The sequence below is a fragment of the Streptomyces sp. G-G2 genome (genome assembly GCF_030063135.1).
Classification (GTDB): domain Bacteria; phylum Actinomycetota; class Actinomycetes; order Streptomycetales; family Streptomycetaceae; genus Streptomyces.
The window spans coordinates 27,492-49,644 of the sequence record NZ_JASISO010000057.1 but is presented as its reverse complement, the minus strand read 5'-3'; the positions used below and the strand labels follow the sequence as shown (position 1 = coordinate 49,644).

Here is a 22,153-nt window from a genome sequence, read left to right as displayed (position 1 = left end):
GGGAAGGGGACAGGATCAGGCGCGAGGGGTCAGGCGGGCAGGGTGTAGCGCCAGTCGTGGCTCGGGTGGAACACGCCCGGCGGGTATTCGAAGTTGACCTCGCCGAGTGACTCGAATCCGGCCCGCCGGCAGACCGAGTGGGAGCCGGAGTGGTCGGTGGCGGGGAAGGCGTGCACGATGCGGCGGGTGCCGTGTTCGCGTACGTAGGCCAGCAGTTCGGCGATCGCCGCCACCGCCAAGCCCCGGCCCTGGTGCTCGGGGAGCACGGCCCAGCCGCTCTCGTAGACCTCCTGGTCACGCCACTCGCGCGGCCAGAAACCCACGGAGCCGACGGTCTCGCCCGACGTGGCGAGGGCGACCCGGAACATCCGCCCGGCGGCGGGGTCCTGGGCGCTCAGGGCGATGTACCGGCGCTGACGGTCGGCCAGTCTTTCCTCGGACTCGGGTCCCCCCAAGTACTTCGTCATCTCGGGCTCGTTGGCCCGCGTCAACAGCCATGCGTCGTCCTCGGACCAAGGGATCAGCCGCAGCGATATCTCCATGTTGAGGAGGGTACGAGGAACCACCTCCCGTTGTCCGGTTCTACGGCCCATGTCGGGCTCCCGGTAACGTTGTTGGGAGCGCCGGGCGCCTGGTGAGGGGAGTTCCCGCACGCGTCGGTCGAGCAGCTGCTCGATCCGGTGCGAGCCCGCGCGCCGTGCGGCGGAACGACGGAGGGGTGAGCCCGGGGCCGTACGGTGTCGGGCCCGCCCCCTACGGGTGGAACGGCCCTGCGGGGCCGGTCAGGCGGTCGCGAGGGAGATCTCGGTCGACTTGATCAGGGCGACGACGGAGGAACCGGTGGCCAGGCCGAGTGCCTCCACGGCGTCCTTGGTGATGGCGGCGGTCAGTTCGCCGCCCTCGACGGAGACCTTGACGGAGCTCATGGCGCCGCCGGTGGCGACGTCGGTGACGGTGCCCGCGAGCTGGTTGCGGATGGAGATGCCCTCGACCGGACCGGTCGCGAGGGACACCTCGGTGGACTTCACGAGGGCCTTGACGGCGGTGCCCTCGGCGAAGCCGAGGTCCTTGACCGCGTCGGTGGTGATGGCGGCGGTGATGTCCTGGCCGCCCGCCAGGCGGACCTTCACGGTCGCCATGGCCTCGCCGGCAGTGACGGAGGTGACGGTGCCGGGGATCTGGTTGCGGATGCTCAGGCTCATCGGGAAATCGCCTCACAAAGAGAGAAAGAACGCGGTCGGGGTCACGCCAGTGGTCGGGGCCGGACCGGCGCGAGGACCACGCCAGCGGTCAGGGCCAGACCAGGCAGTACGGCTGGTGCCCCGCCTCGTGCAGGCGGTGCGAGAAGTCCTGCCACTCGTGCAGGAGCTGGTAGACGTTGAACGCGTCGCGCGGGCCGCCGCGGTCCGGGACCGTGGACCAGATGAAGGCCGCCGCGCCGACCGATTCCTCGCCGACGCCGCGCAGCGGGTCGACCACCGTCATCGGGAGCTTGACCACCGCGTAGTCGGGGTGGAGGACGACCAGTTCCAGCGGCGGGACCTTGTGCAGGGGTATGCCCTCGATGCCGGTGAGGACCATCGCCGCCACCGTCTCCGGCTTGATCTTGGTGAACAGGCCGCCCATGCCGAGTTCGTCGCCGCCGAGCTGTTCCGGCCGCATCGAGATCGGTACGCGCGCCGCCGTCGCTCCGTCCGGGGCGCCGAAGTACTTGTACGTCACGCCCATGCCGCGGCCCCTCGGAGGTCCGCCCGCGGGGGCCGGTACGCCCTCCACCGCGTCGGCGCCGCGGCGCCGGTGCTTGCCCCTGTGCCGGGCGTCGCGCGACAGGTCCCGGGCAGCCTCGCGGGACGCGTCGCGGGCTTCGCGCGCACGCTCGGGCCCCAGGCCGTCGGTACCCTCGCCCGGTCCGCCACCGCGTTGCATATCTCCACCCGACTGGTCTTGCCTGCCCCGGCCCCGCGACCCCCGCCCCGCGGCCTGATCATCATGGCAGTGACCTCCCCCGCGGCGGCGCGGTGAAACGCCCGTCCGCAAGTCTGTCGCGGCCTCTGAGACCATGGCTGGTGTGAGCTACCCGTATCCGTATGAAGCCCCAGTCTCGCAGAACCTGTTTGACCGCGCGTCCCTCGTGACCCCCGGCGGCGTGAACTCTCCGGTGCGTGCATTCCGCGCCGTGGGGGGAACGCCCCGGTTCATGGTGTCCGGTACCGGTCCGTACCTCACCGATGCCGATGGACGCGAATACGTCGACCTGGTCTGCTCGTGGGGGCCGATGATCCTCGGCCATTCCCACCCCGCCGTGATCGAGGCCGTGCAGGCCGCGGTCGCCCGCGGCACGTCCTTCGGCACGCCCGGCGAAGGCGAGGTCGCGCTCGCCGAGGAGATCGTCGCGCGGATCGAGCCCGTCGAGCAGGTGCGCCTGGTGTCCTCCGGCACCGAGGCCACCATGTCCGCGATCCGGCTGGCCCGCGGTTTCACCGGCCGCGCCAAGATCGTGAAGTTCGCGGGCTGCTACCACGGCCACGTCGACGCGCTGCTCGCCGCCGCCGGTTCGGGCCTCGCGACCTTCGCGCTGCCCGACACCCCCGGTGTGACGGGCGCGCAGGCGGGCGACACCATCGTCCTCCCCTACAACGACCTCGAAGCGGTCCGTGCCGCCTTCGCCGCGCACCCCGGTGAGATCGCCTGTGTGATCACCGAGGCCGCCCCCGGCAACATGGGTGTGGTGACCCCCGGCGAGGGGTTCAACCAGGGCCTGGCCGACCTGTGCCGCGCGAACGGCGCGCTGTACGTCTCCGACGAGGTCATGACGGGCTTCCGTACCTCCCGCGCCGGCTGGTACGGCGTGGACGGCGTCAAGCCCGACCTGATGACCTTCGGCAAGGTCATGGGCGGCGGCTTCCCGGCCGCGGCCTTCGGCGGCCGGGCCGACGTCATGGGGCACCTGGCCCCGGTCGGCCCCGTCTACCAGGCGGGCACCCTCTCCGGTAACCCGATCGCGACGGCCGCCGGTCTCGCGCAGCTGCGGCTGCTCGACGCGGCGGCGTACGAGAAGATCGACTCCGTGTCGGCGCAGATCCAGGGCCTGGTGACGGACGCGCTCCGCAAGGAGGGCGTGGCGCACCGCGTGCAGACCGCGTCGAACATGTTCTCCGTCTTCTTCACCGAGGACGAGGTACGGAACTACGACGACGCCAAGAAGCAGGAGAGCTTCCGCTTCACCGGCTTCTTCCACTCGATGCTGGCGCAGGGCGTGTACCTGCCGCCGTCGTCCTTCGAGTCCTGGTTCGTCTCCACCGCCCACGACGATCGGGCCGTCGAGCGCATCGCGGCCGCGCTGCCCGCCGCCGCGCGCGCCGCCGCCGAGGCCACTCCGGAGGGCTCCGCATGAGCAGCAAGGACATCACCGTCGTCCACCTGATGCGGCACGGTGAGGTGCACAACCCGGACGGGGTCCTCTACGGGCGCCGCTCCGGCTACCACCTCTCGGAGCTGGGCCGGCAGATGGCCGATCGGGTCGCCGAGCACCTGGAGAACCGCGACATCACCCATGTCGTGTCCTCTCCGCTGGAGCGCGCGCAGGAGACGGCGGCGCCGATCGCCAAGGCGCACAGCCTGGACCTGGCGACGGACGGGCGCCTCATCGAGGCGGCCAACGTCTTCGAGGGCAAGACCTTCGGCGTCGGTGACGGCGCGCTGCGCAAGCCCGCGAACTGGAAGCACCTGACGAATCCGTTCCAGCCGTCCTGGGGCGAGCCGTACGTCGAGCAGGTGGTCCGGATGATGGGCGCGCTGGACGCGGCGCGCGACGCGGCCCGCGGTCACGAGGCGGTGTGCGTGAGCCACCAGCTGCCGATCTGGATCGTGCGCAGCTTCGCGGAGAAGCGCAGGCTGTGGCACGACCCGCGGCGCCGGCAGTGCACGCTGGCCTCGCTGACGTCGTTCACGTACCAGGGCGACACGATCGTGTCGGTGGGTTACAGCGAGCCCGCCCGGGACTTGGTTCCGGCGCACCTGCGCGCGGGCGCGAAGCCGGTGAAGGGCAAGTCGAAGGCGTTCGGCGCCTGAGTCCCGCCCGTGGGGGGCCGGGTTCCCTCCCGGTCCCGGCTGGTGGTTCGTCAAGTTTCAGCATGACTTGATCTAATTTCATACAAGTCGCCGCCACCTGGCCGTGTCGCCTCTGACGCTCCGTTCGGATGTCCGTTTATATGACATCTGAGAGCGAGGTGGTCTGCATGCGCGAGGTCCGCGGAGATGTCAGCCGAAGGAGTGCGCTCGGGCTCGGGCTGGGAGCCGGGCTCGGCGCCGCGGCCGCGATGGGGATCGCGGGATGCGGCGCGGGTTCCGGTTCTGGTTCCGGTTCTGGTTCCGGGGACGCCCGGATGGGCTCGGGGCCCGGCAATTCCGGGCCCACCCCGGGCGGGCCCCCGGTCAAGCTCATCGGCGACGGTTCCACCGCCGACACCGGGCCGCAGCCGCACCAGCCGCCCAAGCCCGTACCCCTGCAGCCCGGCGAGACCCCGCCGCAGTTCGTGGTGTTCAGCTGGGACGGCGCGGGCGAGGTCGGCAACGGCCTCTTCCCGCGGTTCCTCAAGCTCGCCAAGGACCACCACGCGGGCATGACCTTCTTCCTCTCCGGGATCTATCTGCTCCCGGAGTCGAAGAAGGACCTCTACCGGCCGCCGAACAATCCGGTCGGGGCCTCGGACATCGGCTTCCTCAAGGACGAGAACGTCCGCAACACCCTGAAGTGCGTGCGCCAGGCCTGGCTCGACGGCCATGAGATCGGCACCCACTTCAACGGGCACTTCTGCGGCGGCTCCGGCTCGGTCGGCCGGTGGACCCCGCAGGACTGGCACAACGAGATCGAGCAGGCCGTGTCCTTCGTCACCAACTGGCGCACCAACACCGGCTTCACCGATCTCGAACCGCTGCCCTTCGACTACGCGAAGGAGCTGGTGGGCGCCCGTACGCCGTGTCTGCTCGGCCAGGACCAGCTGCTGCCCACCGCCGAGAAGCTCGGCTGGCGCTACGACGCCAGCTCGCCCGGCGGGGCGCAGACGTGGCCGGAGAAGAAGGGCGGCGTCTGGGACCTGCCGCTCCAGTCCATGCCCTTCCCCGGGCACTCCTTCGAGGTGTTGTCGATGGACTACAACATCCTCGCGAACCAGTCCAAGAACACCACCCGGGGCATGCCGTCCAACTACCCGGGCTGGCGCAGCCAGGCCGCGGCCGCCTACCAGGGCGGGTTCCGGCGGGCCTACGAGACCAACCGCGCGCCGCTGTTCATCGGGAACCACTTCGAGGACTGGAACGGCGGGATCTACATGGACGCCGTCGAGGAAGCCCTCAAGTCGATGGCGGACAAAAGTGACGTACGCCTCGTATCGTTCCGTCAGTTCACGGACTGGCTGGACGTCCAGGATCCCAAGGTGCTGGCCAGGCTGCGCGGCCTGGCCCCCGGCCAGCCTCCGGCCGGTGGCTGGAAAACCTTCCTGACCACGGCCTGAACAGTGCGCCGGGGGGCGCGCAAGATCCATAAATCGCCCATGCGAAACTTTTCACATGAGCCTTAGCCGCGCGCGCCGTCGTCGAAGTAGCCGCCGCTCGACCAGCAGCCGCGCCATCCTGCTGACCGCGGTGGCCGTCACGGGCGCCCTGACCCTCACGGCCTGCGGGGATTCGGCCGGTGGCAGCACGTCCTCCGGTTCCGCCGGGGGCAACTACGTGACCGGACCGGGCGGCATCTCCACCGTCGCCAAGGGCGAGCGCTCCGACGCCCCCAAGCTCGACGGGGAGACGGTCGACGGCAAGACGCTCGACACGACCACCCTCAAGGGCAAGGTCGTCGTCCTGAACGTGTGGGGCTCCTGGTGCCCGCCGTGCCGCGCCGAGGCCCCCTATTTCGCCAAGGTCTCCAAGGAGCTGTCCGACGGCGGCAAGGACATCGCCTTCGTCGGGATCAACACCCGCGACAACAGCAAGCAGAACGCGGTCTCCTTCGAAGAGAACTTCGGGATCACCTACCCGAGCCTCTACGACCCCGACGGCAAGCTGATGCTCCGCTTCCCCAAGGGCACGCTCAACGCGCAGTCCATCCCCTCGACGATCGTCCTCGACAAGGAGGGCAAGATCGCCGCCCGCACCCTGGTCGCGGTCAACGAGGAGCAGCTGCGCAAGATGATCGACCCGCTCCTCGCGGAGAAGTGACCGGCGTGAACGAGACCGTGCTCGGCGGGGCCCTGCTGCTGGCCCTGCCCATCGCCGTACTCGCCGGGCTGGTCTCCTTCTTCTCCCCGTGCGTGCTGCCGCTGGTCCCCGGTTACCTCTCCTACGTGACCGGCGTGACCGGCGCGGACATGGCCGAGGCCCGGCGCGGGCGGATGCTGGCCGGGGCGAGCCTGTTCATCCTGGGGTTCACGGCCGTCTTCGTCTCGACCGGCGCGCTGTTCGGGTACTTCGGCGACGTCCTCCAGGACAACCGGGCCGTGATCTCCCGGGTGCTGGGCGGTGTGGTCATCCTCATGGGGCTGTTCTTCATGGGGCTGATCCCGGGCCTGACGATGCGGGAGTTCCGCTTCCACAAGAAGCCCACGGGGGGCCTGATCGGCGCGCCCGTCCTCGGTGTCCTCTTCGGCATCGGCTGGACCCCCTGCATGGGCCCGACCCTGGCCGCCGTGAACACGCTCTCCCTGAACGAGGCGAGCGCCGGGCGCGGCGCCCTGCTGACCACCGCGTACTGTCTGGGCCTCGGCCTTCCCTTCATCCTCGCCGCGATCGCCTTCCGCAAGGCGCTCGGCGCGTTCGGCTGGGTGAAGAAGCACTACGCGTGGGTGATGCGCATCGGTGGCGGCATGCTGATCCTGACCGGTCTGCTGCTCGTCACAGGTTGGTGGGACACCATCGTCAGCGACATGCAGAGCTGGACACAGGGCTTCACGGTGGGGATCTGAGGACTAAGAGCACATGAGTACGACCGACAAGGCGCCCACCGCGGCGCCCGACCCCGCACACGACTCGGCCGCCTCCGCCGCCGCGGACGCCACCGATGCCGCGGCCGCCGCGCAGCTGTCCACCGCGCCCCTGGAGGACCCACCGGCGGGCGGCCCCGCCGTCGGCATGGGGGTGCTCGGCTGGATTCGCTGGTTCTGGCGGCAGCTCACCTCGATGCGGGTCGCGCTGATCCTGCTGTTCCTGCTGTCGCTGGGCTCGATCCCCGGTTCGCTGATCCCGCAGAACCGCGTCGACCCGATGAAGGTCGAGATCTGGAAGGGCAAGCACGAGTTCTGGGTGCCGGCCGCCGAGAAGCTCCAGCTCTTCGACGTCTACAGCTCGGTGTGGTTCTCCGCGATCTACATCCTGCTGTTCATCTCGCTGATCGGCTGCATCGTCCCGCGCACCTGGCAGTTCGTCGGCCAGCTCCGCGGCCGCCCGCCGGGCGCCCCCCGGCGCCTGGACCGGCTCCCCGCCTACACGACCTGGCGCACCGAGTCGGCCCCGGACGAGGTGCTCTCGTACGCGAAGGAGCTGCTGCGCTCGCGCCGCTTCCGCGCCGACGCCGCCGGGAACGCGGTCGCCGCCGAGAAGGGCTATCTGCGCGAGGCCGGGAACCTGGCCTTCCACATCGCTCTGATCGTGCTGCTGGTGGCCTTCGCCACCGGCCAGCTCTTCAAGTCCGAGGGCGGCAAGCTGGTCCTGCGCGGCAAGGGCTTCTCGAACACGCTCACCCAGTACGACGACTTCAAGTCCGGCAGCCTCTTCAGCTCGGACGACCTGCCGCCCTTCAGCTTCACCCTGGACCAGTTCGACGCGGAGTACGAGAAGAGCGGCCCGACGAAGGGCACTCCGCGCGAGTTCAAGGCGTACGTCACCTACAGCAAGGGCGCGCACGGCACCCCGGCCAAGACCGAGATCGAGGTCAACAAGCCGCTCGACGTCGAGGGCTCCAAGGTCTACCTGCTGGGCCACGGCTTCGCGCCGGTCCTCTCGGTCACCGACCCGAGCGGCAAGGTGATCTTCAAGGACGCCGTGCCGATGCTGCCCCAGGACGCCAACCTGACCTCCGCCGGAGCCGTGAAGGTCACCGACGGCTACCAGGACAAGAACGGCAAGAAGGAGCAGCTGGGCTTCAACGCCCGCTTCGTGCCGACCTTCGCGGGCAAGGGGCAGGGCACGATGGTCTCCCAGTTCCCCTCCCCCGACTTCCCGGTCCTGGCGCTCAACGCCTGGCACGGCAGCCTGGGCGTGGACTCGGGGCTGCCGCAGAACGTGTACCAGCTGGACACGGCCAAGATGCGGCAGTTCAAGAAGGAGAACGGCGACCCCTTCTCCCAGCTGCTGGTGCCCGGCGACACGATGACCCTGCCGGACGGCGCGGGCACCGTGAAGTTCGAGGGCATCGAGCGCTGGGCCACCTTCCAGATCTCCCAGCAGCCGGGCACCGGCGCCGCGCTCGGCGGCGCGGTGACGGCCATCCTCGGTCTGGCCGCGTCGCTGTTCATCCAGCGCCGCCGCGTCTGGGTCCGGGCGGTGACCGGCGAGGACGGTGTGACCGTCGTCGAGATGGCGGGGCTCGGCCGCAGCGAGTCCGCCAAGCTCCCCGAGGAGCTGGCGGACCTCGCCGCCAAGCTGAACCAGCGGGCGCCGACCGCGCCCGCGCCCGCCACCCACCCTGTCGAAGCAACCGTTGAAGGAGAGCGCGGATGACCCTGCTCGCAGCCGCGACGAACACGAGTCTGGCGCACGCCAGCAATGTGCTGATCTATTCGTCGATGGCGGTCTACATGCTCGCCTTCTTCGCCCACATCGCCGAGTGGACCTTCGGCAGCCGCAGCAAGGTGGCCCGTACGGCCAACGCGCTGACGGCGGGCGCCGCCAAGGCCCCCGCCGTGCAGGTCCGGTCGAAGGCCGGCGGCACCGCGGTCATGGACAAGCCGCAGGTCGTCACCCGCTCCGCCACCGGCACCCGGGACGTGCCGGACGGTCCGGGCGCGGCGGGCGGCACCGCCAAGGGCGACCTGTACGGCCGGATCGCGATCTCGCTGACCGCGCTGGGCTTCCTGCTCGCGCTGGGCGGCGTGGTCAGCCGCGCCCTGTCGGTGCAGCGGGCGCCCTGGGGCAACATGTACGAGTTCTCGATCACCTTCTCCACGGTGGCCGCGGGCGCGTACCTGCTGCTGCTGGCGCTGGGCAAGAACGTCCGCTGGATCGGCCTGATCCTGGTCACGACGGTCCTGCTGGACCTGGGCGTGGCCACGACCTGGCTCTACACCGACAGTGCGGCGCTGGTTCCGGCCCTGCACTCGTACTGGCTGTGGATCCACGTCTCCACCGCGATCATCTGCGGCGCGGTCTTCTACATCGGCGCCGCCGGTACGGTGCTCTACCTGTTCCGCGACTCGTACGAGAGCCACCTCGCGGAGGGCCGCAAGCCCGGCGTGTTCCGCACCTCGGTGCTGGAGCGGCTGCCCTCGGCGTCCTCGCTCGACAAGTTCTCGTACCGGATCAACGCGGCCGTCTTCCCGCTGTGGACCTTCACGATCATCGCGGGCGCGATCTGGGCGAACGACGCCTGGGGCCGGTACTGGGGCTGGGACCCCAAGGAGGTCTGGTCCTTCATCACCTGGGTCGCCTACGCCTGTTACCTGCACGCGCGGGCCACGGCGGGCTGGAAGGGCCGCAAGGCCGCCTACCTGGCGCTCTTCGCCTTCGCCTGCTGGATCTGGAACTACTACGGCGTGAACATCCTGCTCAACGGCAAGCACTCGTACGGCGGGGTGTAGCCACCACCGCGACCGCCGCCGCGACCGCCGCCACCGCCGGGCCGGGCCTTCGGGTCCGGCCCGTGCGCGTTCCGGGCCCCGCTCACCGCAGGGCGGCCGCGTCGCACCCGGCCATGGCGAGCAGGGCGGCGACCGTCACCCCGTAGGCCAGCAGGTTGCGCAGGATCGTGTCCACGATCCGGGGGCCGCCGCCCGGACCGCCGCCGGGCACACCGGTCCTGCTGTACCGCGACACCGATCCCCCAGCCCCGTACGGATGCGTACGGGGCCATCTTGTCAGGCGCCTTGAACGTGTTCAATTGACTGGGCGCGGCACTAGCCCTTGTCGGGGTCGTTCTTGTCCTGCTCCTCGCGCAGCGACTTCAGGAATTCCGGGTTGTCGTCCGGCGCCACCCACTGGGTGCGCCGGGCCCGGCCGCCGCCGACGGGGGCGCGCTTCTTCCCGGCGAACAGCCACACCACCGGTCCGACGATCGAGAACAGCAGGATGATGATCACCCAGACGACCTTCGGGAGGTGCTTGACCTCTTCTTCCGGTGTGTGCAGGCAGTCGATGAAGGCGTAGATGGTCAGCGCGATGATCAGCAGGAACGGCAGATAGCGCAGCACGGTGAGAGCCAGACCCCCAAGACGGTGGCGGGGCCGCGTCGGGCCCCGGTGACTCCCCCAGGGTAGTCCGTGGCCGATACTGGGTCGTATGGCTTACGACGATCTCCGCTCGCTGCTCCGGGCTCTGGAGCGGGAGGGCGACCTCAAGCGCATCAAGGCCGAAGTCGACCCCTACTTGGAGGTCGGGGAGATCGTCGACAGAGTGAACAAGGCCGGCGGCCCCGCGCTGCTCTTCGAGAACGTCAAGGGCTCGGCGATGCCGCTGGCCATGAACGTCTTCGGCACCGACCGCCGCCTCCTGAAGGCCCTCGGCCTGAAGTCCTACGCCGAGATCAGCGAGAAGATCGGCGGCCTGCTCAAGCCCGAACTGCCCCAGGGCTTCGTCGGGATCCGCGAGGCCTTCGGCAAGCTCGGCTCCGTGGTGCACGTACCGCCGAAGAAGGTGAAGGGCGACGCTCCGGTCCAGGAGGTCGTGCTGACCGGCGACGACGTCGACCTCGACCGGCTGCCCGCGCTCTTCACCTGGCCCAAGGACGGCGGGTCCTTCTTCAACCTGGGCCTGACCCACACCAAGCACCCCGAGACCGGGGTCCGCAACCTCGGCCTCTACCGCCTCCAGCGCCACGACAAGCGCACCATCGGCATGCACTGGCAGATCCACAAGGACAGCCGCAACCACTACGCCGTGGCCGCCGCCAAGGGCGAGCGGCTGCCGGTCGCCATCGCCTTCGGCTGCCCGCCCGCCGTGACGTACGCGTCCACCGCGCCGCTGCCGGGTGACATCGACGAGTACCTCTTCGCCGGGTTCGTCGCGGGCAAGCGGATCGAGATGGTGGACTGCAAGACGGTCCCGCTCCAGGTCCCGGCCCACGCCGAGGTGGTCATCGAGGGCTGGCTGGAGCCGGGGGAGATGCTGCCGGAGGGCCCCTTCGGCGACCACACCGGCTTCTACACCCCGCAGGAGCCCTTCCCGGCCCTGACGATCGACTGCGTGACGATGCGCAGGCGTCCGCTGATCCAGTCGATCGTGGTCGGCCGCCCGCCGACCGAGGACGGTCCGCTGGGGCGTGCCACCGAGCGGTTCTTCCTCCCGCTCCTCAAGATCATCGTGCCGGACATCGTGGACTACCACCTCCCGGAGTCGGGCGGCTTCCACAACTGCGCGATCGTCTCGATCGACAAGAAGTACCCGAAGCACGCGCAGAAGGTCATGCACGCCATCTGGGGCGCGCACATGATGTCGCTGACCAAGCTGATCATCGTGGTGGACAAGGACTGCGACGTCCACGACCTGCACGAGGTGTCCTGGCGGGCGCTGGGCAACACGGACTACGCGCGTGACCTCACCGTCGTCGAGGGCCCGGTGGACCACCTGGACCACGCCTCCTACCAGCAGTTCTGGGGCGGCAAGGCGGGCATCGACGCGACGAAGAAGCTGCCCGAGGAGGGCTACACCCGCGATGGCGGCTGGCCCGACATGGTGGAATCCGACCCCGCGACCGCGGCCCTGGTCGACCGTCGCTGGAAGGAGTACGGACTGTGAACCAGCCCGTTCAGCAGCCCGGGGGCCCCGCCCTCTTCATCGGTGACGACACGGCGTACGTCGCCCTCGTGCGCCCCGAACTGGACCCGGCCGACCCGGACATCCGCGAGGCCGCCGCCGCGGCGGGCGTCACCCCGGAGGAGTTCGTGGGCCCGGGCACCATCTGGGCCCTGATGAGCGAGGACGCGAGCGGCGAGGGCGACGGCTTCGAGCTGCCCGGCCTGCGGGACATCGAGGCCGACGAGTTCGCCGGGCAGCTGGCCGCCGGGCTGGCGGGCGGCGAGGCCTTCACCCTGGAGGCCGGCTCCGTGCTGCGCCTGGACGCCCGTCCCGCCGACGGCGACAGCTGGGCGGTGACCGCCGAGGTCACCCCGCCCGAGGGCCACGACGGCCAGGGCCCGCAGTCGCTGGACCTGGGGCGCCTGGTCTCGGCCGCGCTACTGACCGACCTCGAAGAGTTCCGGAGCAGCCTCGCATGATGACCACCGCCGACGGAGTGGTCGGATCCGGCCCCGTGCCGCAGCCCACCGGCAAGGTGAAGGCGTTCCTGCGGCTCGTGATGATCGAGCACTCGGTCTTCGCGCTGCCCTTCGCCTACATCGCCGCACTCACCGCCATGTTCCAGCTGGACCGGGAGGTCCACTGGGTCAAGCTGCTGCTGGTCACGGTCTGCATGGTGGGCCTGCGGACCTTCGCGATGGCCGCCAACCGGATCATCGACCGCGAGATCGACGCCCGCAATCCGCGCACCGCGGGCCGCGAGCTGGTGACCGGCGCGGTCTCCGTACGGTCCGCCTGGACCGGGGCCGGGATCGCGCTGGCCGTCTTCCTCGGAGCGGCGGCGCTGCTGAACCCGCTGTGCCTGGCGCTCGCGCCCATCGCGGTGGTCCCGATGGTGGTCTACCCCTACGGCAAGCGGTTCACGAACTTCCCGCACGCCATCCTGGGCCTGGCCCAGGCCATGGGCCCGGTCGGCGCCTGGCTGGCGGTGACCGGCGAGTGGTCCGGGGACGCGGTGATCCTGGGGCTGGCGGTCGGCGTGTGGATCGGCGGCTTCGACCTGATCTTCGGCTGCCAGGACGTGGCGGCGGACCGTGCGGAGGGCGTCCGGTCCGTCCCGGCCCGCTTCGGCATCCCCGCCGCCCTGTGGGGGGCCCGGGCCTGCCACGTCCTCACCACCGGGCTGCTGGTCTGGTACGCGCTCGCCACCGACGCGGGGGTGTTCTTCTGGAGCGGTCTGATCGTGGTGGTGGCCGCCTTCGGCTACGAGCACACGATCGTGACCCCCAAGGACCTGTCCCGGCTGAACCGGGCCTTCTTCACCGTCAACGGCTTCATCGGGATCGCGCTGTTCGTGTGTGCGCTGGGCGACCTGCTGGTGCGGGGGCTGGCGCTCTGACTCCCGGATAGGCTCGGATGTATGAGTGACGGCGAGCGCACCCCCTGGGTGGTCGGGGTATCGGGGGCGTCGGGGACGCCGTACGCGGCGTCCGTGCTGCGCGGGCTGCTCGCGGCGGGGGAGAGCGTGGACCTGGTGGTCAGCCGGTCGGCGCGGCTCACGCTGCTGGACGAGACCGGGATCGCCTTCCGCGACGCGCACTGGCGCGAGGACCTCGCGCGGTGGCTGGAGCGGGGCGCCGACGGGAAGCCGGGCACCTTCACGGACTTCACGGGCACGGGGGCGGATTCCACGGCCGGGGGCGCGCTGGACGCGGTGCGGTACTGGAACGCCGGGGACCTGGCGGCCGGGCCGTCGTCCGGCTCGTACCCGGTCAAGGGGATGCTGATCGTGCCCGCCTCCACGGCGTGCGTGGCGGGGGTGGCGCTGGGGCTGTCGAAGGACCTGCTCCAGCGGGTGGCGAGCGTGACGCTCAAGGAGCGGCGCAAGCTGGTGGTCGTGGTGCGGGAGACTCCGCTGAGCGGTCAGACGCTCAAGGCGCTGGTGACGCTGGACGAGGCGGGCGCAGTGGTGCTGCCCGCCTCTCCGGCGTTCTACGCGGGTGCGACGCACATCCAGGATCTGGCTGATTTCGTCGCGGGGCGGGTGCTGGACGCGGCAGGGGTGCCGCACCGGCTGTACCGCCGCTGGGAAGGGGAGCTGGGCGCGGCCCGTGCTCCCGGTCCCGGTGCTGTCGCTGGTGAGGGCTAGCCGGGCGGACCGGAACTAGCGCTTCTTGGCTCCACCGAGGGGCTTGCGGGTCTTGTCGACACGCAGGGCCGCGGCGGGCTGGTGGGCACGGGATCGGTTGGCCAGCTCCTGGAGCTGTCGCATGTGCGCGTAGGCCATCTCGATCGTGTACACGGTGAACCACTCCTGATGATCGTCAGATCGTCGTTGATCTGTTGAAAGATTCACAGGGTGTTGACCCTGTGTGCCTTAGATTCTATACGTAAACTTGCGGGATCGCCGAATAATGGAAGGCTCCAGGTATATGGACACCGTGGACAGGCAGCTCATCCAGGCCCTCCGGGAGAACGGCCGTGCCTCCTACGCGGAGCTCGGCCGGCTCGTGGGTCTCTCCGGCCCCAGCGTCACCGACCGCATCAACCGGCTGGAGACGGCCGGAGTGATCACCGGTTACCGCGCGACCGTGCACGCGGCCTCGCTCGGCCTCGGCGTCACAGCGCTGATCGGCATCTCCCTCTCCGACGCGGCGGACCACGAGGACGTGGCCCGGCGGCTGCGCGACCTCGCGGAGATCGAGGACTGCTGGTTCATCGCGGGCGACGACTCCTTCATGCTCAAGGTCCGCGCGAACGACGTGGACGGCCTGGAGAAGATCATCCGCAGGCTCTCGGGCACCAAGGGCGTCTCCCGGACCCGCACCACCATCGTGCTCTCCACCAAGTGGGAGAACCGGGTCGGGGAACTGCCGGAAGAGCACTGAGAGTACGGTTGGTCCGGGTTCCGCAGGACAGGTACGCACGCAAGCAGGACAGACACAGGAGGCGACCGGCACATGGACGCTGGGCTCAAGCGCGAGCTGGAGGAGAAGGTCCGCTCCGGCGAGCGGCTGACGCGTGAGGACGGCATCGCCCTCTACGAGTCGGACGATCTGGCCTGGCTCGGTGGCCTCGCCCACGAGGTGCGCACCCGTAAGAACGGTGACGTCGTCCACTTCAACGTCAACCGTCACCTGAACATGACGAACGTGTGCACCGCGTCCTGCGCGTACTGCTCGTTCCAGCGCAAGCCGGGCGAGAAGGACGCGTACACGATGCGCATCGAGGAAGCCGTCCGCCTGGCCAAGGCCATGGAGAACGAGAGTCTCACCGAGCTGCACATCGTCAACGGCCTGCACCCGACCCTGCCGTGGCGGTACTACCCGCGCTCGCTCTCCGCACTGAAGGAGGCGCTGCCGGAGGTCTCGCTCAAGGCGTTCACGGCGACCGAGATCCACCACTTCGAGACGATCTCCGGTCTCTCGGCGTCCGAGATCCTGGACGAGCTGATCGAGGCCGGCCTGGAGTCGCTCACCGGCGGCGGCGCGGAGATCTTCGACTGGGAGGTCCGGCAGCACATCGTCGACCACCGCACCCACTGGGAGGACTGGTCGCGCATCCACCGCCTCGCGCACGAGAAGGGTCTCAAGACCCCGTGCACGATGCTGTACGGGCACATCGAGGAGCCGCGCCACCGCGTGGACCACGTGCTGCGGCTGCGCGAACTCCAGGACGAGACCGGCGGGTTCCAGGTCTTCATCCCGCTGCGCTACCAGCACGACTTCGTGGACATGAAGGACGGCAAGGTCCGCAACACGCTCCAGGCGCGGACCTCGATGGCCACCGGCGCCGAGGCGCTCAAGACCTTCGCGGTCTCGCGCCTGCTGTTCGACAACGTCCCGCACGTCAAGGTCTTCTGGGTGATGCACGGTGTGCAGACCGCTCAGCTGGCGCTCCAGCACGGCGCGGACGACATGGACGGCTCGGTCGTCGAGTACAAGATCACGCACGACGCGGACAACTACGGCACCCCGAACAAGCTGGGCCGTGAGGATCTGCTGGAGCTGATCCGGGACGCGGGCTTCCGCCCGGTCGAGCGCAACACCCGCTACGAGATCATCCGGGAGTACCCGGGTCCGGACGCCGGACTGCGCGACGCGCCGCAGGCGATGCGCCTCTGACGCGGTTGCGGCGCGGCTCCGGCCGGCTGCCGCACCGCTCGGCCGCAAGGCCCCGGTCCTCTGCCCGAGGACCGGGGCCTCGCGTCGTTGCCGAACGCATCGTGTAATAGCTAGCCTGGCCTCATGACCATTACGGCCCGAGCGCCTCTCACCTTCGCGGTCGCCCCGGCCGTCGATCCCGCCCTGTACGAGGGCGTCCTCGACCTGTGGGTCGACGTCAGCAACGCGGGCGGGGCCGTGGGCTTCGTACCGCCCGTCGACCGCGAGGCCGTCCGGCCCGAGCTGCTCAAGCACCTCGCCGCGATGGCCGACGGCCGCACCCGCCTGGTCGTCGGCCGCGACGCGGACGGCAGGGTGGCCGCGACCGCCTTCCTCGCCCTCAACGGGCACCCGCTGATGCGGCACTGGCTGTGGGTGTACACGGTGATGGTGGACCCCGCCCTCCAACGCCGGGGCGCCGGGCGCGCCCTGATGGCCGCCGTCGCCGACGCCGCCCGGGAACTCGACGGGATCGGCGCGATCCGGCTCGGCTGCCGGGGCGGGCTGGGCCTGGAGCGGTTCTACGAGTCCTGCGGATACCGCGAGGTCGGCCGGGTCCCGGACGCGATCCGCGTGGCACCGGGCGACGACCGCGACGACGTCACCATGCTGCTGCCCCTGCGCTGAGCCGACCCCCGGCGGCCGGGTGAGGGGGCCCGGCGTGCTTCACTGGACGGGTATGTCCGGACGTACACGACGTTCTCCGACGACGAAGACAGAGAGAAGGGGTCACCGTGTCCCTCAAGCCGAGCGCAACGATCCGCTACACCGCGATGCGACTGGCCATCTTCGTGGGCTGCTTCGCGCTCGTCGCGGTCCTGGTCAAGACCGGGGTCGTGCCGTCCGCGCTCGGTAGCGCCAACCTCGCCTGGGTCGCGCTGCTCGCGCTGGTGATCTCCGCGCCGCTCTCCTTCGTCCTGCTGCGCAAGCAGCGCGATGTGATGTCCGAGCAGATCTCCGGACGCATCGAGGGTGCGAAGGAACGCCTCGCCGAGAACCGGGCGCAGGAGGACGCGGCGGACGACGCCGCCCGCGCGCACTGACGCGAGCAACCCCGAAGTCCCGCGCGATACCTCGTAAGGAGCGCGCGGCACCTCGAAGCACCTCACAGCACCTCGAACCACATCGAAGAGCCCCGGCCCCGCGGAGAACCGCGGGGCCGGGGCTCTTCGCGTTCCCGCACCGCCCTACGCCATCTCACGCCATGGATGGTCAAAGCACTTCTTTGAGATTCTCAAAGGATAAGTGTTAGCGTGTTCAACATGTTGACGACAGCCGCGCCCCTCGAAGCCATGAGCACCATGCTCGTGGCGCGCCTGCACGTCGATCTCTGCCGCCGCGCGTCCGCGGCCTGTTGCTGCTGTCGCTGATCCATCGGCTGTCACTGATCCAGCGCTGATCCAGTCCCCACGCACGCAGCAGCGGTCCCCGGCCGGCCACCTTCGGCTGCCGCACCGCATCACCACCATCCTCCGGAGAGTGTCCGTGTCCGCGACCCCCGAGGCCCCCGTCAAGGCCTCTTTCACGTTCCCCTTCTGGGCCCAGATCGTCACCGGTCTCGTCCTCGGCGTGCTGTTCGGCTGGCTCTCGCGCAGCCAGGACATCAGCTGGCTGGCCACCACCCTGGAGAAGGTCGGCGACATCTTCGTCCAGCTCCTCAAGCTGGCCGTGGCCCCGCTGGTCTTCTTCGCCATCCTGGTGTCGGTCACCAACCTGCGGAAGGTGAACAACGCCGCCCGCCTCGCCTCGCGCACGCTGCTCTGGTTCATGATCACGTCGCTGATCGCGGTCGCCATCGGCATCGGCATAGGCCTGCTCACCAACCCGGGCTCGGGCACCGGCCTCACCGCCGCCGACGGCAAGGAGCCCAAGCGGCACGGCTCCTGGATCGACTTCCTGACCGGCATCGTGCCGAAGGACATCATCTCGCCGTTCACCGAGCTGAACGTGCTCCAGATCGTCTTCCTGGCCGCCGTCGCCGGTATCGCCGCCCTCCAGCTCGGCTCGAAGGCCCAGCCCGTGCTGACCCTCGCCGAGTCCGTCCTGGAACTGCTCCAGAAGGCCCTGTGGTGGGTCATCCGCCTCGCGCCCATCGGTACGGTCGGCCTCATCGGCACCGCCATCGCCAGCTACGGCTGGGACCTGATCGGCAAGTACGCCGTCTTCACCGCCGACGTGTACATCGGCTGCGCGCTCGTGATGTTCGGCGTGTACCCGCTGCTGCTGGCCACCGTCGCCAAGGTCAACCCGGTCCAGTTCTTCAAGGGCGCCTGGCCCGCGATCCAGCTGGCCTTCGTCTCGCGCTCCTCGGTCGGCACGATGCCGGTCACCCAGAAGGTCACCGAGCGCCTCGGCGTCCCGAAGAACTACGCCTCGTTCGCCGTGCCGTTCGGCGCCACCACCAAGATGGACGGCTGCGCCGCGATCTACCCGGCGCTCGCCGCGATCTTCATCGCGCAGATCTTCGACGTGCAGCTCGGTCTCGGTGACTACCTGCTGATCGCCTTCGTCTCCGTGGTCGGCTCCGCCGCCACCGCCGGTCTGACCGGCGCGACCGTGATGCTGACGCTGACCCTGTCCACGCTGGGCCTGCCGCTGGCGGGCGTCGGTCTGCTGATGGCGATCGACCCGATCCTCGACATGATGCGCACCGCCACCAACGTGGCCGGCCAGGCCCTGGTTCCGGTCATCGTCGCCGCCCGTGAGGGGATCCTGGACCGCACGGCCTACGCCGCCGCCTCGTCCTCCCCGCTGGCCGAGGCCCCGGCCGAGGCCCCGGCCGAGGCTCCGGTCGACGCCGAGGCGGTCGCCCCGGCCGAGGAGAAGGTTCCGGTCGCCGTCTGACCGTACGTCCTCCACACCCGCCCATCGCGGCCCCCGCCCCCGTCCGGGCGGGGGCCGCGGTGCGTTCGGCGCGTGGATCAGTGGCGGGACGCGTGTGCCACGAACCCCGCCCAGGCGTGCGGGGTGAAGGCGAGGTGGGGGATGCGGGTGTCCTTGGAGTCGCGGACGTGGACGGTGGCGGGGGTGGTGGCCACCTCGACGCAGGAATCGCCCTCGCTGCCGTCGCTGTAGCTGCTCTTGAACCAGTCCAGCTCGGGGTGGTGGGTCATGTCTCTCCCTGCGGCGCGTGGATCAGTGGCGGGACGCGTGTGCCACGAAGCCCGCCCAGGCGTGCGGGGTGAAGGCGAGGTGGGGGATGCGGGTGTCCTTGGAGTCGCGGACGTGGACGGTGGCGGGGGTGGTGGCCACCTCGACGCAGTCGTCGCCCTCGCTGCTGTCGCTGTAGCTGCTCTTGAACCAGTCCAGCTCGGGGTGGTGAATCATGTTTCTCCCAGCAGTTCCTCGATGAAGGCCAGCGACCGTCGCGGCGTGAGCGCCTGAGCTCGGATGATGCCATAGCGCAGTTCAAGGATCCGGAGCTGTTTCGGGTCGGAGACCGGACGCCCGTGGAACGCTCCGTCTGACCGGCCCACGGCCGTACCGTCCTCGAACTTCAACACCTGGATACGTCCCCCCATGCCTGCGTGTTCGTCGACGTCGGTCGGCATGACCTGGAACTCCACGTTCGCGAACTGGATTACCTCAAGCAGGTGTTCGAGCTGGCGGCGCAGCACCATTGTGCCTCCGATCCTGCGGCGGAGGGTGACCTCCTCTTGGACGAAGCTGAGAGTTGGGCCCGGGGTCCGCCTGAAGACCGAATGCCGGGCCATGCGAGCCGCCAGTATCTGGTCCATCTCGTCCCGGGAGTAGGCAGGCCGCCGCATCCCGAACAGTGCGGACGCGTAGTCCGGTGTCTGGAGGAGTCCGTGGATGTTGTGGTTGCCGTACGCCCCGATCTCGACGGCCTTGGCCTCCAGCTTGGCCAAGTCTCGAATCTTCTTCGGGTAGCGGACCTGTTCCATGTCCGCCTTCATCGCGGCGATCTTCCCGCCCGCCCGCAGCGCCTCGTCCGCCCTGTCCAGGTACTCCGGGCGCGGGATCCGCTTGCCCGCCTCGACCTTGCGGACGAGGTCCTCCCCGTACCCGAGGGCCGTCCCGAGGTCGGCGGCCCGCAGGCCCGCTTCCTCCCGCCAGACCTTGAGCTGGCGGCCCAACGCGGCCAGTACCGCCACCCCTTGCTCGTCCTCCGGGTCGACGTCCCAGCCCGCGTCGTCCGTACCGTCACCCGCACTGTCCACGCTCATGCGCGCCCGCCTCCGACGTCCCGATGTTCTCGACGCCCTCTGCCCGGCGGCCGGTCCGGACAGCCGGGACAGCGCCGGACAAGGGCCGGACAAAGCCGGGACGCGAGGGCGTTGCCGCTTCTCACGATAGGCGGGCACCGACACGCTGAGTGACGTGATGAATCAAATCTGCGACTCCTCCCGTCAGTTCGCCGCCCAGCTCGCCGCCACGCCCCGGGGTGCCCGGCGGGCCCGGCAGCTCGTGGTCGAGCGGCTCACCGCGTGGGGTCTGCCGACGGATGGCCCCGCGCTGGTCGTGGCCGAGCTGGCGGCCAACGCGGTGACCCATGGCCGCGTGTCCGGGCGGGGGTTCCAGGTCGAGCTGGAGCTGGGCGGTGGCGTGCTGCGGATCGAGGTGGTCGACACCCGGGGTGACCGGGTCCCGTGTCTCCGCGATGCGGAGGGGGGCGCGGAGGCCGGGCGGGGGCTGGTGTTGGTGGCCGCGATCGCCGACCGCTGGGGGGTGGATCCGGGGCCCGCGCCGCGCAAGACGGTGTGGGCCGAGCTGGATGTCCCCGGGCGGCTCGGGCACGGTGACGTGGGATCCCACGACCCGGTCGTGCGAGACGTCACCCCGTAAAGGACCGGGGGAAACCAACCAACCCCACCCCTCCGGCTCCCCGCTCACTCACACGAGTGAACTGTGCCAACTGGGCTGGATTTCGGGCGGGTTGCCGGGCATATGCTCGCCCCACAACATCAGACATGAGACGGCCCCCGCCGGGACTGGCATCCCGAACGAGGGCCTGACCAACTAGGAAGACAACCCTTCCCAATGGCTCTCCAGCACCCTAGCGCGCCCTCGCGCGCGTCGTCCCGAGTTCGCGCCGGGACCCCCCGATCCGGTGTCGTCCACATCAACGTGCGGCACGCCAGCCACTTCGTCGTGGTGGGCAACCACCTCGCCCAGCACCCCGCGATGTCGCTGGTCGCGATCGGGCTCGCCACCCACATCCAGTCGCTGCCCGAAGGCACGCGCCTCGGCATCAAGCGGCTCGCCGAGCGGTTCCCCGAGGGCGAGGTGCGGATCGCGGCGGCCCTGCGGGAGCTGGAGGCGTACGGCTACCTGGATCGTGTCCGCGTACGGCTGGAGACGGGCCAGGTCGTCACTCGCACGGTGTCCTACAACCACCCGCGCGGAACGTCTCCCGAGGTCCCGCCGCCCGTACCGTCCCCGCCCCAAAGCGACGACCCGGACCCGGCGCCGCAGCCGGACCCGGAGCCGGAGCCGGACCCGGAGCCGGACCCGGAGCCGGACCCGGTGTCCGAGCCGGACACCGAGCCCGCACCCGCGGCCCCGCCGCCGAACGACACCGACGGCGGCACCGACACAGACGCCGACGGTGACACCGGCGGCGCTCCCGCGGTGCGGGTCCGGCAGGAAGCCTTCGACCTGCTCGTGCGGCTGCGGCTCGACGACATCCGCCTGCTGCTCTCGGACCGCGCCGTCCAGCAGCTCGTGCCGGGGGTCTCGGCGTGGCTGGACCGCGGCGTCGAGCCCGAGGCCGTCAGCCGCTTGCTGGCCGCGGACCTGCCCCCCGACCTCCGCCACCCGGCGGCCCTGCTCGGGTACCGCCTGCGGGAGCAGATCCCGCCGCGACTCCCACCGGCCCGAGCTGTCGGGCCCGTGGTGCGACCGCACCCGTTCCAGACGTGCGAAGGCTGCGAACGGGCCTTCCGCGCCCCGGGGCCGGGTCACTGCCGGGACTGCCCTCCCGGGCCGTCGGCGGCGGCGGCCTAGGGCGGGTCGCCGACGTCCCGCCGGGACCGTCCAAGTGCGGCGACGGAGTGGAGCGTCCGTGAAAAAAGGGGCAAGGGGCTGGCCGG

The 22,153-nt window shown here is 70.2% G+C and carries 28 protein-coding genes; 19 read left to right on the top strand and 9 right to left on the bottom strand.

Translation table 11 applies throughout. The features are described from left to right. Positions 1-29: 29 nt before the first annotated feature. From QMF80_RS32915 to QMF80_RS32905, 3 genes are all read right to left on the bottom strand, one after another. The gene (locus QMF80_RS32915) at positions 30-542 is read right to left on the bottom strand and encodes a GNAT family N-acetyltransferase (protein WP_283460099.1); all 513 of its coding nucleotides are present in this window, start codon (positions 540-542) and stop codon (positions 30-32) included. Positions 543-782: 240 nt separating this feature from the next. Continuing rightward, positions 783-1,202, bottom strand: a complete 420-nt coding sequence (locus tag QMF80_RS32910; RefSeq protein WP_283460097.1) for a TOBE domain-containing protein — start codon at positions 1,200-1,202, stop codon at positions 783-785. Positions 1,203-1,290: 88 nt separating this feature from the next. Then, entirely contained in the window at positions 1,291-1,728 is a 438-nt protein-coding gene (locus QMF80_RS32905) for a hypothetical protein (RefSeq protein WP_283460110.1), read from the bottom strand. A gap of 331 nt (positions 1,729-2,059) precedes the next feature. On the opposite strand from QMF80_RS32905, the gene hemL reads away from it, so the two are divergent. The 7 genes from hemL (at position 2,060) to ccsB (ending at position 9,785) form a co-directional block, all read left to right on the top strand. After that, the gene (gene hemL / locus QMF80_RS32900) at positions 2,060-3,394 is read left to right on the top strand and encodes a glutamate-1-semialdehyde 2,1-aminomutase (RefSeq protein WP_283460096.1); all 1,335 of its coding nucleotides are present in this window, start codon (positions 2,060-2,062) and stop codon (positions 3,392-3,394) included. Continuing rightward, the gene (locus QMF80_RS32895) at positions 3,391-4,071 is read left to right on the top strand and encodes a histidine phosphatase family protein (protein ID WP_283460095.1); all 681 of its coding nucleotides are present in this window, start codon (positions 3,391-3,393) and stop codon (positions 4,069-4,071) included. Before hemL ends, QMF80_RS32895 begins: the two co-directional genes overlap by 4 nt. Before the next feature lie 167 nt (positions 4,072-4,238). After that, the gene (locus tag QMF80_RS32890) at positions 4,239-5,513 is read left to right on the top strand and encodes a polysaccharide deacetylase family protein (RefSeq protein WP_283460108.1); all 1,275 of its coding nucleotides are present in this window, start codon (positions 4,239-4,241) and stop codon (positions 5,511-5,513) included. Between the two features lie 55 nt (positions 5,514-5,568). Next, positions 5,569-6,213: a TlpA family protein disulfide reductase gene (locus tag QMF80_RS32885; protein ID WP_283460094.1), complete on the top strand. Its 645-nt coding sequence runs from the start codon at positions 5,569-5,571 to the stop codon at positions 6,211-6,213. After that, the gene (locus QMF80_RS32880) at positions 6,210-6,956 is read left to right on the top strand and encodes a cytochrome c biogenesis CcdA family protein (protein ID WP_283460092.1); all 747 of its coding nucleotides are present in this window, start codon (positions 6,210-6,212) and stop codon (positions 6,954-6,956) included. Before QMF80_RS32885 ends, QMF80_RS32880 begins: the two co-directional genes overlap by 4 nt. A 13-nt stretch (positions 6,957-6,969) precedes the next feature. Beyond that, the gene (resB, locus tag QMF80_RS32875) at positions 6,970-8,709 is read left to right on the top strand and encodes a cytochrome c biogenesis protein ResB (protein ID WP_283460090.1); all 1,740 of its coding nucleotides are present in this window, start codon (positions 6,970-6,972) and stop codon (positions 8,707-8,709) included. Further along, positions 8,706-9,785, top strand: a complete 1,080-nt coding sequence (gene ccsB / locus QMF80_RS32870; protein ID WP_283460088.1) for a c-type cytochrome biogenesis protein CcsB — start codon at positions 8,706-8,708, stop codon at positions 9,783-9,785. The genes resB and ccsB overlap by 4 nt, the downstream gene beginning before the upstream one ends. Before the next feature lie 82 nt (positions 9,786-9,867). Here the strand turns inward: ccsB and QMF80_RS32865 are convergent, their stop codons facing one another. Next, complete coding sequence (locus QMF80_RS32865) at positions 9,868-10,020, bottom strand: hypothetical protein (RefSeq protein ID WP_283460086.1); 153 nt, start codon at positions 10,018-10,020, stop codon at positions 9,868-9,870. An 80-nt stretch (positions 10,021-10,100) separates the two neighbouring features. Continuing rightward, on the bottom strand, positions 10,101-10,394 hold the full coding sequence (locus tag QMF80_RS32860) for a PLD nuclease N-terminal domain-containing protein (protein WP_283460084.1): 294 nt from the start codon (positions 10,392-10,394) through the stop codon (positions 10,101-10,103). 88 nt (positions 10,395-10,482) lie between these two features. Between QMF80_RS32860 and QMF80_RS32855 the strand changes: the two genes are divergently transcribed. Genes QMF80_RS32855 through QMF80_RS32840 form a run of 4 tightly spaced genes read left to right on the top strand, consistent with a single transcriptional unit; the run spans position 10,483 to position 14,086 of the window. Next, a complete protein-coding gene (locus QMF80_RS32855; RefSeq protein WP_283460082.1) occupies positions 10,483-11,937 on the top strand; it encodes a menaquinone biosynthesis decarboxylase in 1,455 nt (484 codons plus the stop codon). Then, complete coding sequence (locus QMF80_RS32850; protein WP_283460080.1) at positions 11,934-12,416, top strand: hypothetical protein; 483 nt, start codon at positions 11,934-11,936, stop codon at positions 12,414-12,416. Before QMF80_RS32855 ends, QMF80_RS32850 begins: the two co-directional genes overlap by 4 nt. Then, a complete protein-coding gene (mqnP, locus tag QMF80_RS32845) occupies positions 12,413-13,336 on the top strand; it encodes a menaquinone biosynthesis prenyltransferase MqnP (RefSeq protein WP_502962972.1) in 924 nt (307 codons plus the stop codon). Before QMF80_RS32850 ends, mqnP begins: the two co-directional genes overlap by 4 nt. A 21-nt stretch (positions 13,337-13,357) precedes the next feature. Next, a complete protein-coding gene (locus QMF80_RS32840) occupies positions 13,358-14,086 on the top strand; it encodes a UbiX family flavin prenyltransferase (RefSeq protein WP_283460076.1) in 729 nt (242 codons plus the stop codon). A gap of 15 nt (positions 14,087-14,101) precedes the next feature. On the opposite strand, the gene QMF80_RS32835 is transcribed toward QMF80_RS32840, so the two are convergent. After that, the gene (locus QMF80_RS32835) at positions 14,102-14,239 is read right to left on the bottom strand and encodes a hypothetical protein (protein WP_283460074.1); all 138 of its coding nucleotides are present in this window, start codon (positions 14,237-14,239) and stop codon (positions 14,102-14,104) included. Between the two features lie 130 nt (positions 14,240-14,369). On the opposite strand from QMF80_RS32835, the gene QMF80_RS32830 reads away from it, so the two are divergent. The 6 genes from QMF80_RS32830 to QMF80_RS32810 all read left to right on the top strand — a co-directional run bounded on the left by QMF80_RS32830 (position 14,370) and on the right by QMF80_RS32810 (position 18,944). Next, a complete protein-coding gene (locus tag QMF80_RS32830) occupies positions 14,370-14,825 on the top strand; it encodes an Lrp/AsnC family transcriptional regulator (protein ID WP_283460072.1) in 456 nt (151 codons plus the stop codon). A 72-nt stretch (positions 14,826-14,897) separates the two neighbouring features. Continuing rightward, entirely contained in the window at positions 14,898-16,061 is a 1,164-nt protein-coding gene (gene mqnE, locus QMF80_RS32825) for an aminofutalosine synthase MqnE (RefSeq protein ID WP_283460070.1), read from the top strand. 123 nt (positions 16,062-16,184) lie between these two features. Then, complete coding sequence (locus QMF80_RS32820; RefSeq protein ID WP_283460068.1) at positions 16,185-16,727, top strand: GNAT family N-acetyltransferase; 543 nt, start codon at positions 16,185-16,187, stop codon at positions 16,725-16,727. A 107-nt stretch (positions 16,728-16,834) separates the two neighbouring features. Next, positions 16,835-17,143, top strand: coding sequence for a DUF4229 domain-containing protein (locus tag QMF80_RS32815; RefSeq protein ID WP_283460066.1), 309 nt, complete (start codon positions 16,835-16,837; stop codon positions 17,141-17,143). Between the two features lie 249 nt (positions 17,144-17,392). Beyond that, positions 17,393-17,470 carry a putative leader peptide gene (locus tag QMF80_RS38155; protein WP_349372261.1) on the top strand — a complete coding sequence of 26 codons (78 nt, stop codon included), beginning with the start codon at positions 17,393-17,395 and terminating at the stop codon, positions 17,468-17,470. 109 nt (positions 17,471-17,579) lie between these two features. Next, positions 17,580-18,944: a dicarboxylate/amino acid:cation symporter gene (locus QMF80_RS32810; protein ID WP_283460064.1), complete on the top strand. Its 1,365-nt coding sequence runs from the start codon at positions 17,580-17,582 to the stop codon at positions 18,942-18,944. A gap of 77 nt (positions 18,945-19,021) precedes the next feature. Here QMF80_RS32810 and QMF80_RS32805 read toward each other — a convergent pair whose 3' ends face one another. The 3 genes from QMF80_RS32805 to QMF80_RS32795 are packed head-to-tail and all read right to left on the bottom strand — an operon-like array spanning position 19,022 to position 20,287. Beyond that, positions 19,022-19,213 (bottom strand): DUF397 domain-containing protein, encoded by a 192-nt coding sequence (locus tag QMF80_RS32805; RefSeq protein WP_283460062.1) that lies wholly within the window; start codon positions 19,211-19,213, stop codon positions 19,022-19,024. 22 nt (positions 19,214-19,235) lie between these two features. Further along, positions 19,236-19,427, bottom strand: coding sequence for a DUF397 domain-containing protein (locus QMF80_RS32800; RefSeq protein WP_283460060.1), 192 nt, complete (start codon positions 19,425-19,427; stop codon positions 19,236-19,238). Further along, the gene (locus QMF80_RS32795; RefSeq protein WP_283460058.1) at positions 19,424-20,287 is read right to left on the bottom strand and encodes a helix-turn-helix domain-containing protein; all 864 of its coding nucleotides are present in this window, start codon (positions 20,285-20,287) and stop codon (positions 19,424-19,426) included. Before QMF80_RS32795 ends, QMF80_RS32800 begins: the two co-directional genes overlap by 4 nt. A 157-nt stretch (positions 20,288-20,444) precedes the next feature. Between QMF80_RS32795 and QMF80_RS32790 the strand changes: the two genes are divergently transcribed. Continuing rightward, positions 20,445-20,906, top strand: a complete 462-nt coding sequence (locus QMF80_RS32790; protein WP_283460106.1) for an ATP-binding protein — start codon at positions 20,445-20,447, stop codon at positions 20,904-20,906. Positions 20,907-21,188: 282 nt separating this feature from the next. Further along, a complete protein-coding gene (locus QMF80_RS32785; protein ID WP_283460055.1) occupies positions 21,189-22,067 on the top strand; it encodes a helix-turn-helix domain-containing protein in 879 nt (292 codons plus the stop codon). The last annotated feature ends 86 nt before the right edge of the window (positions 22,068-22,153 follow it).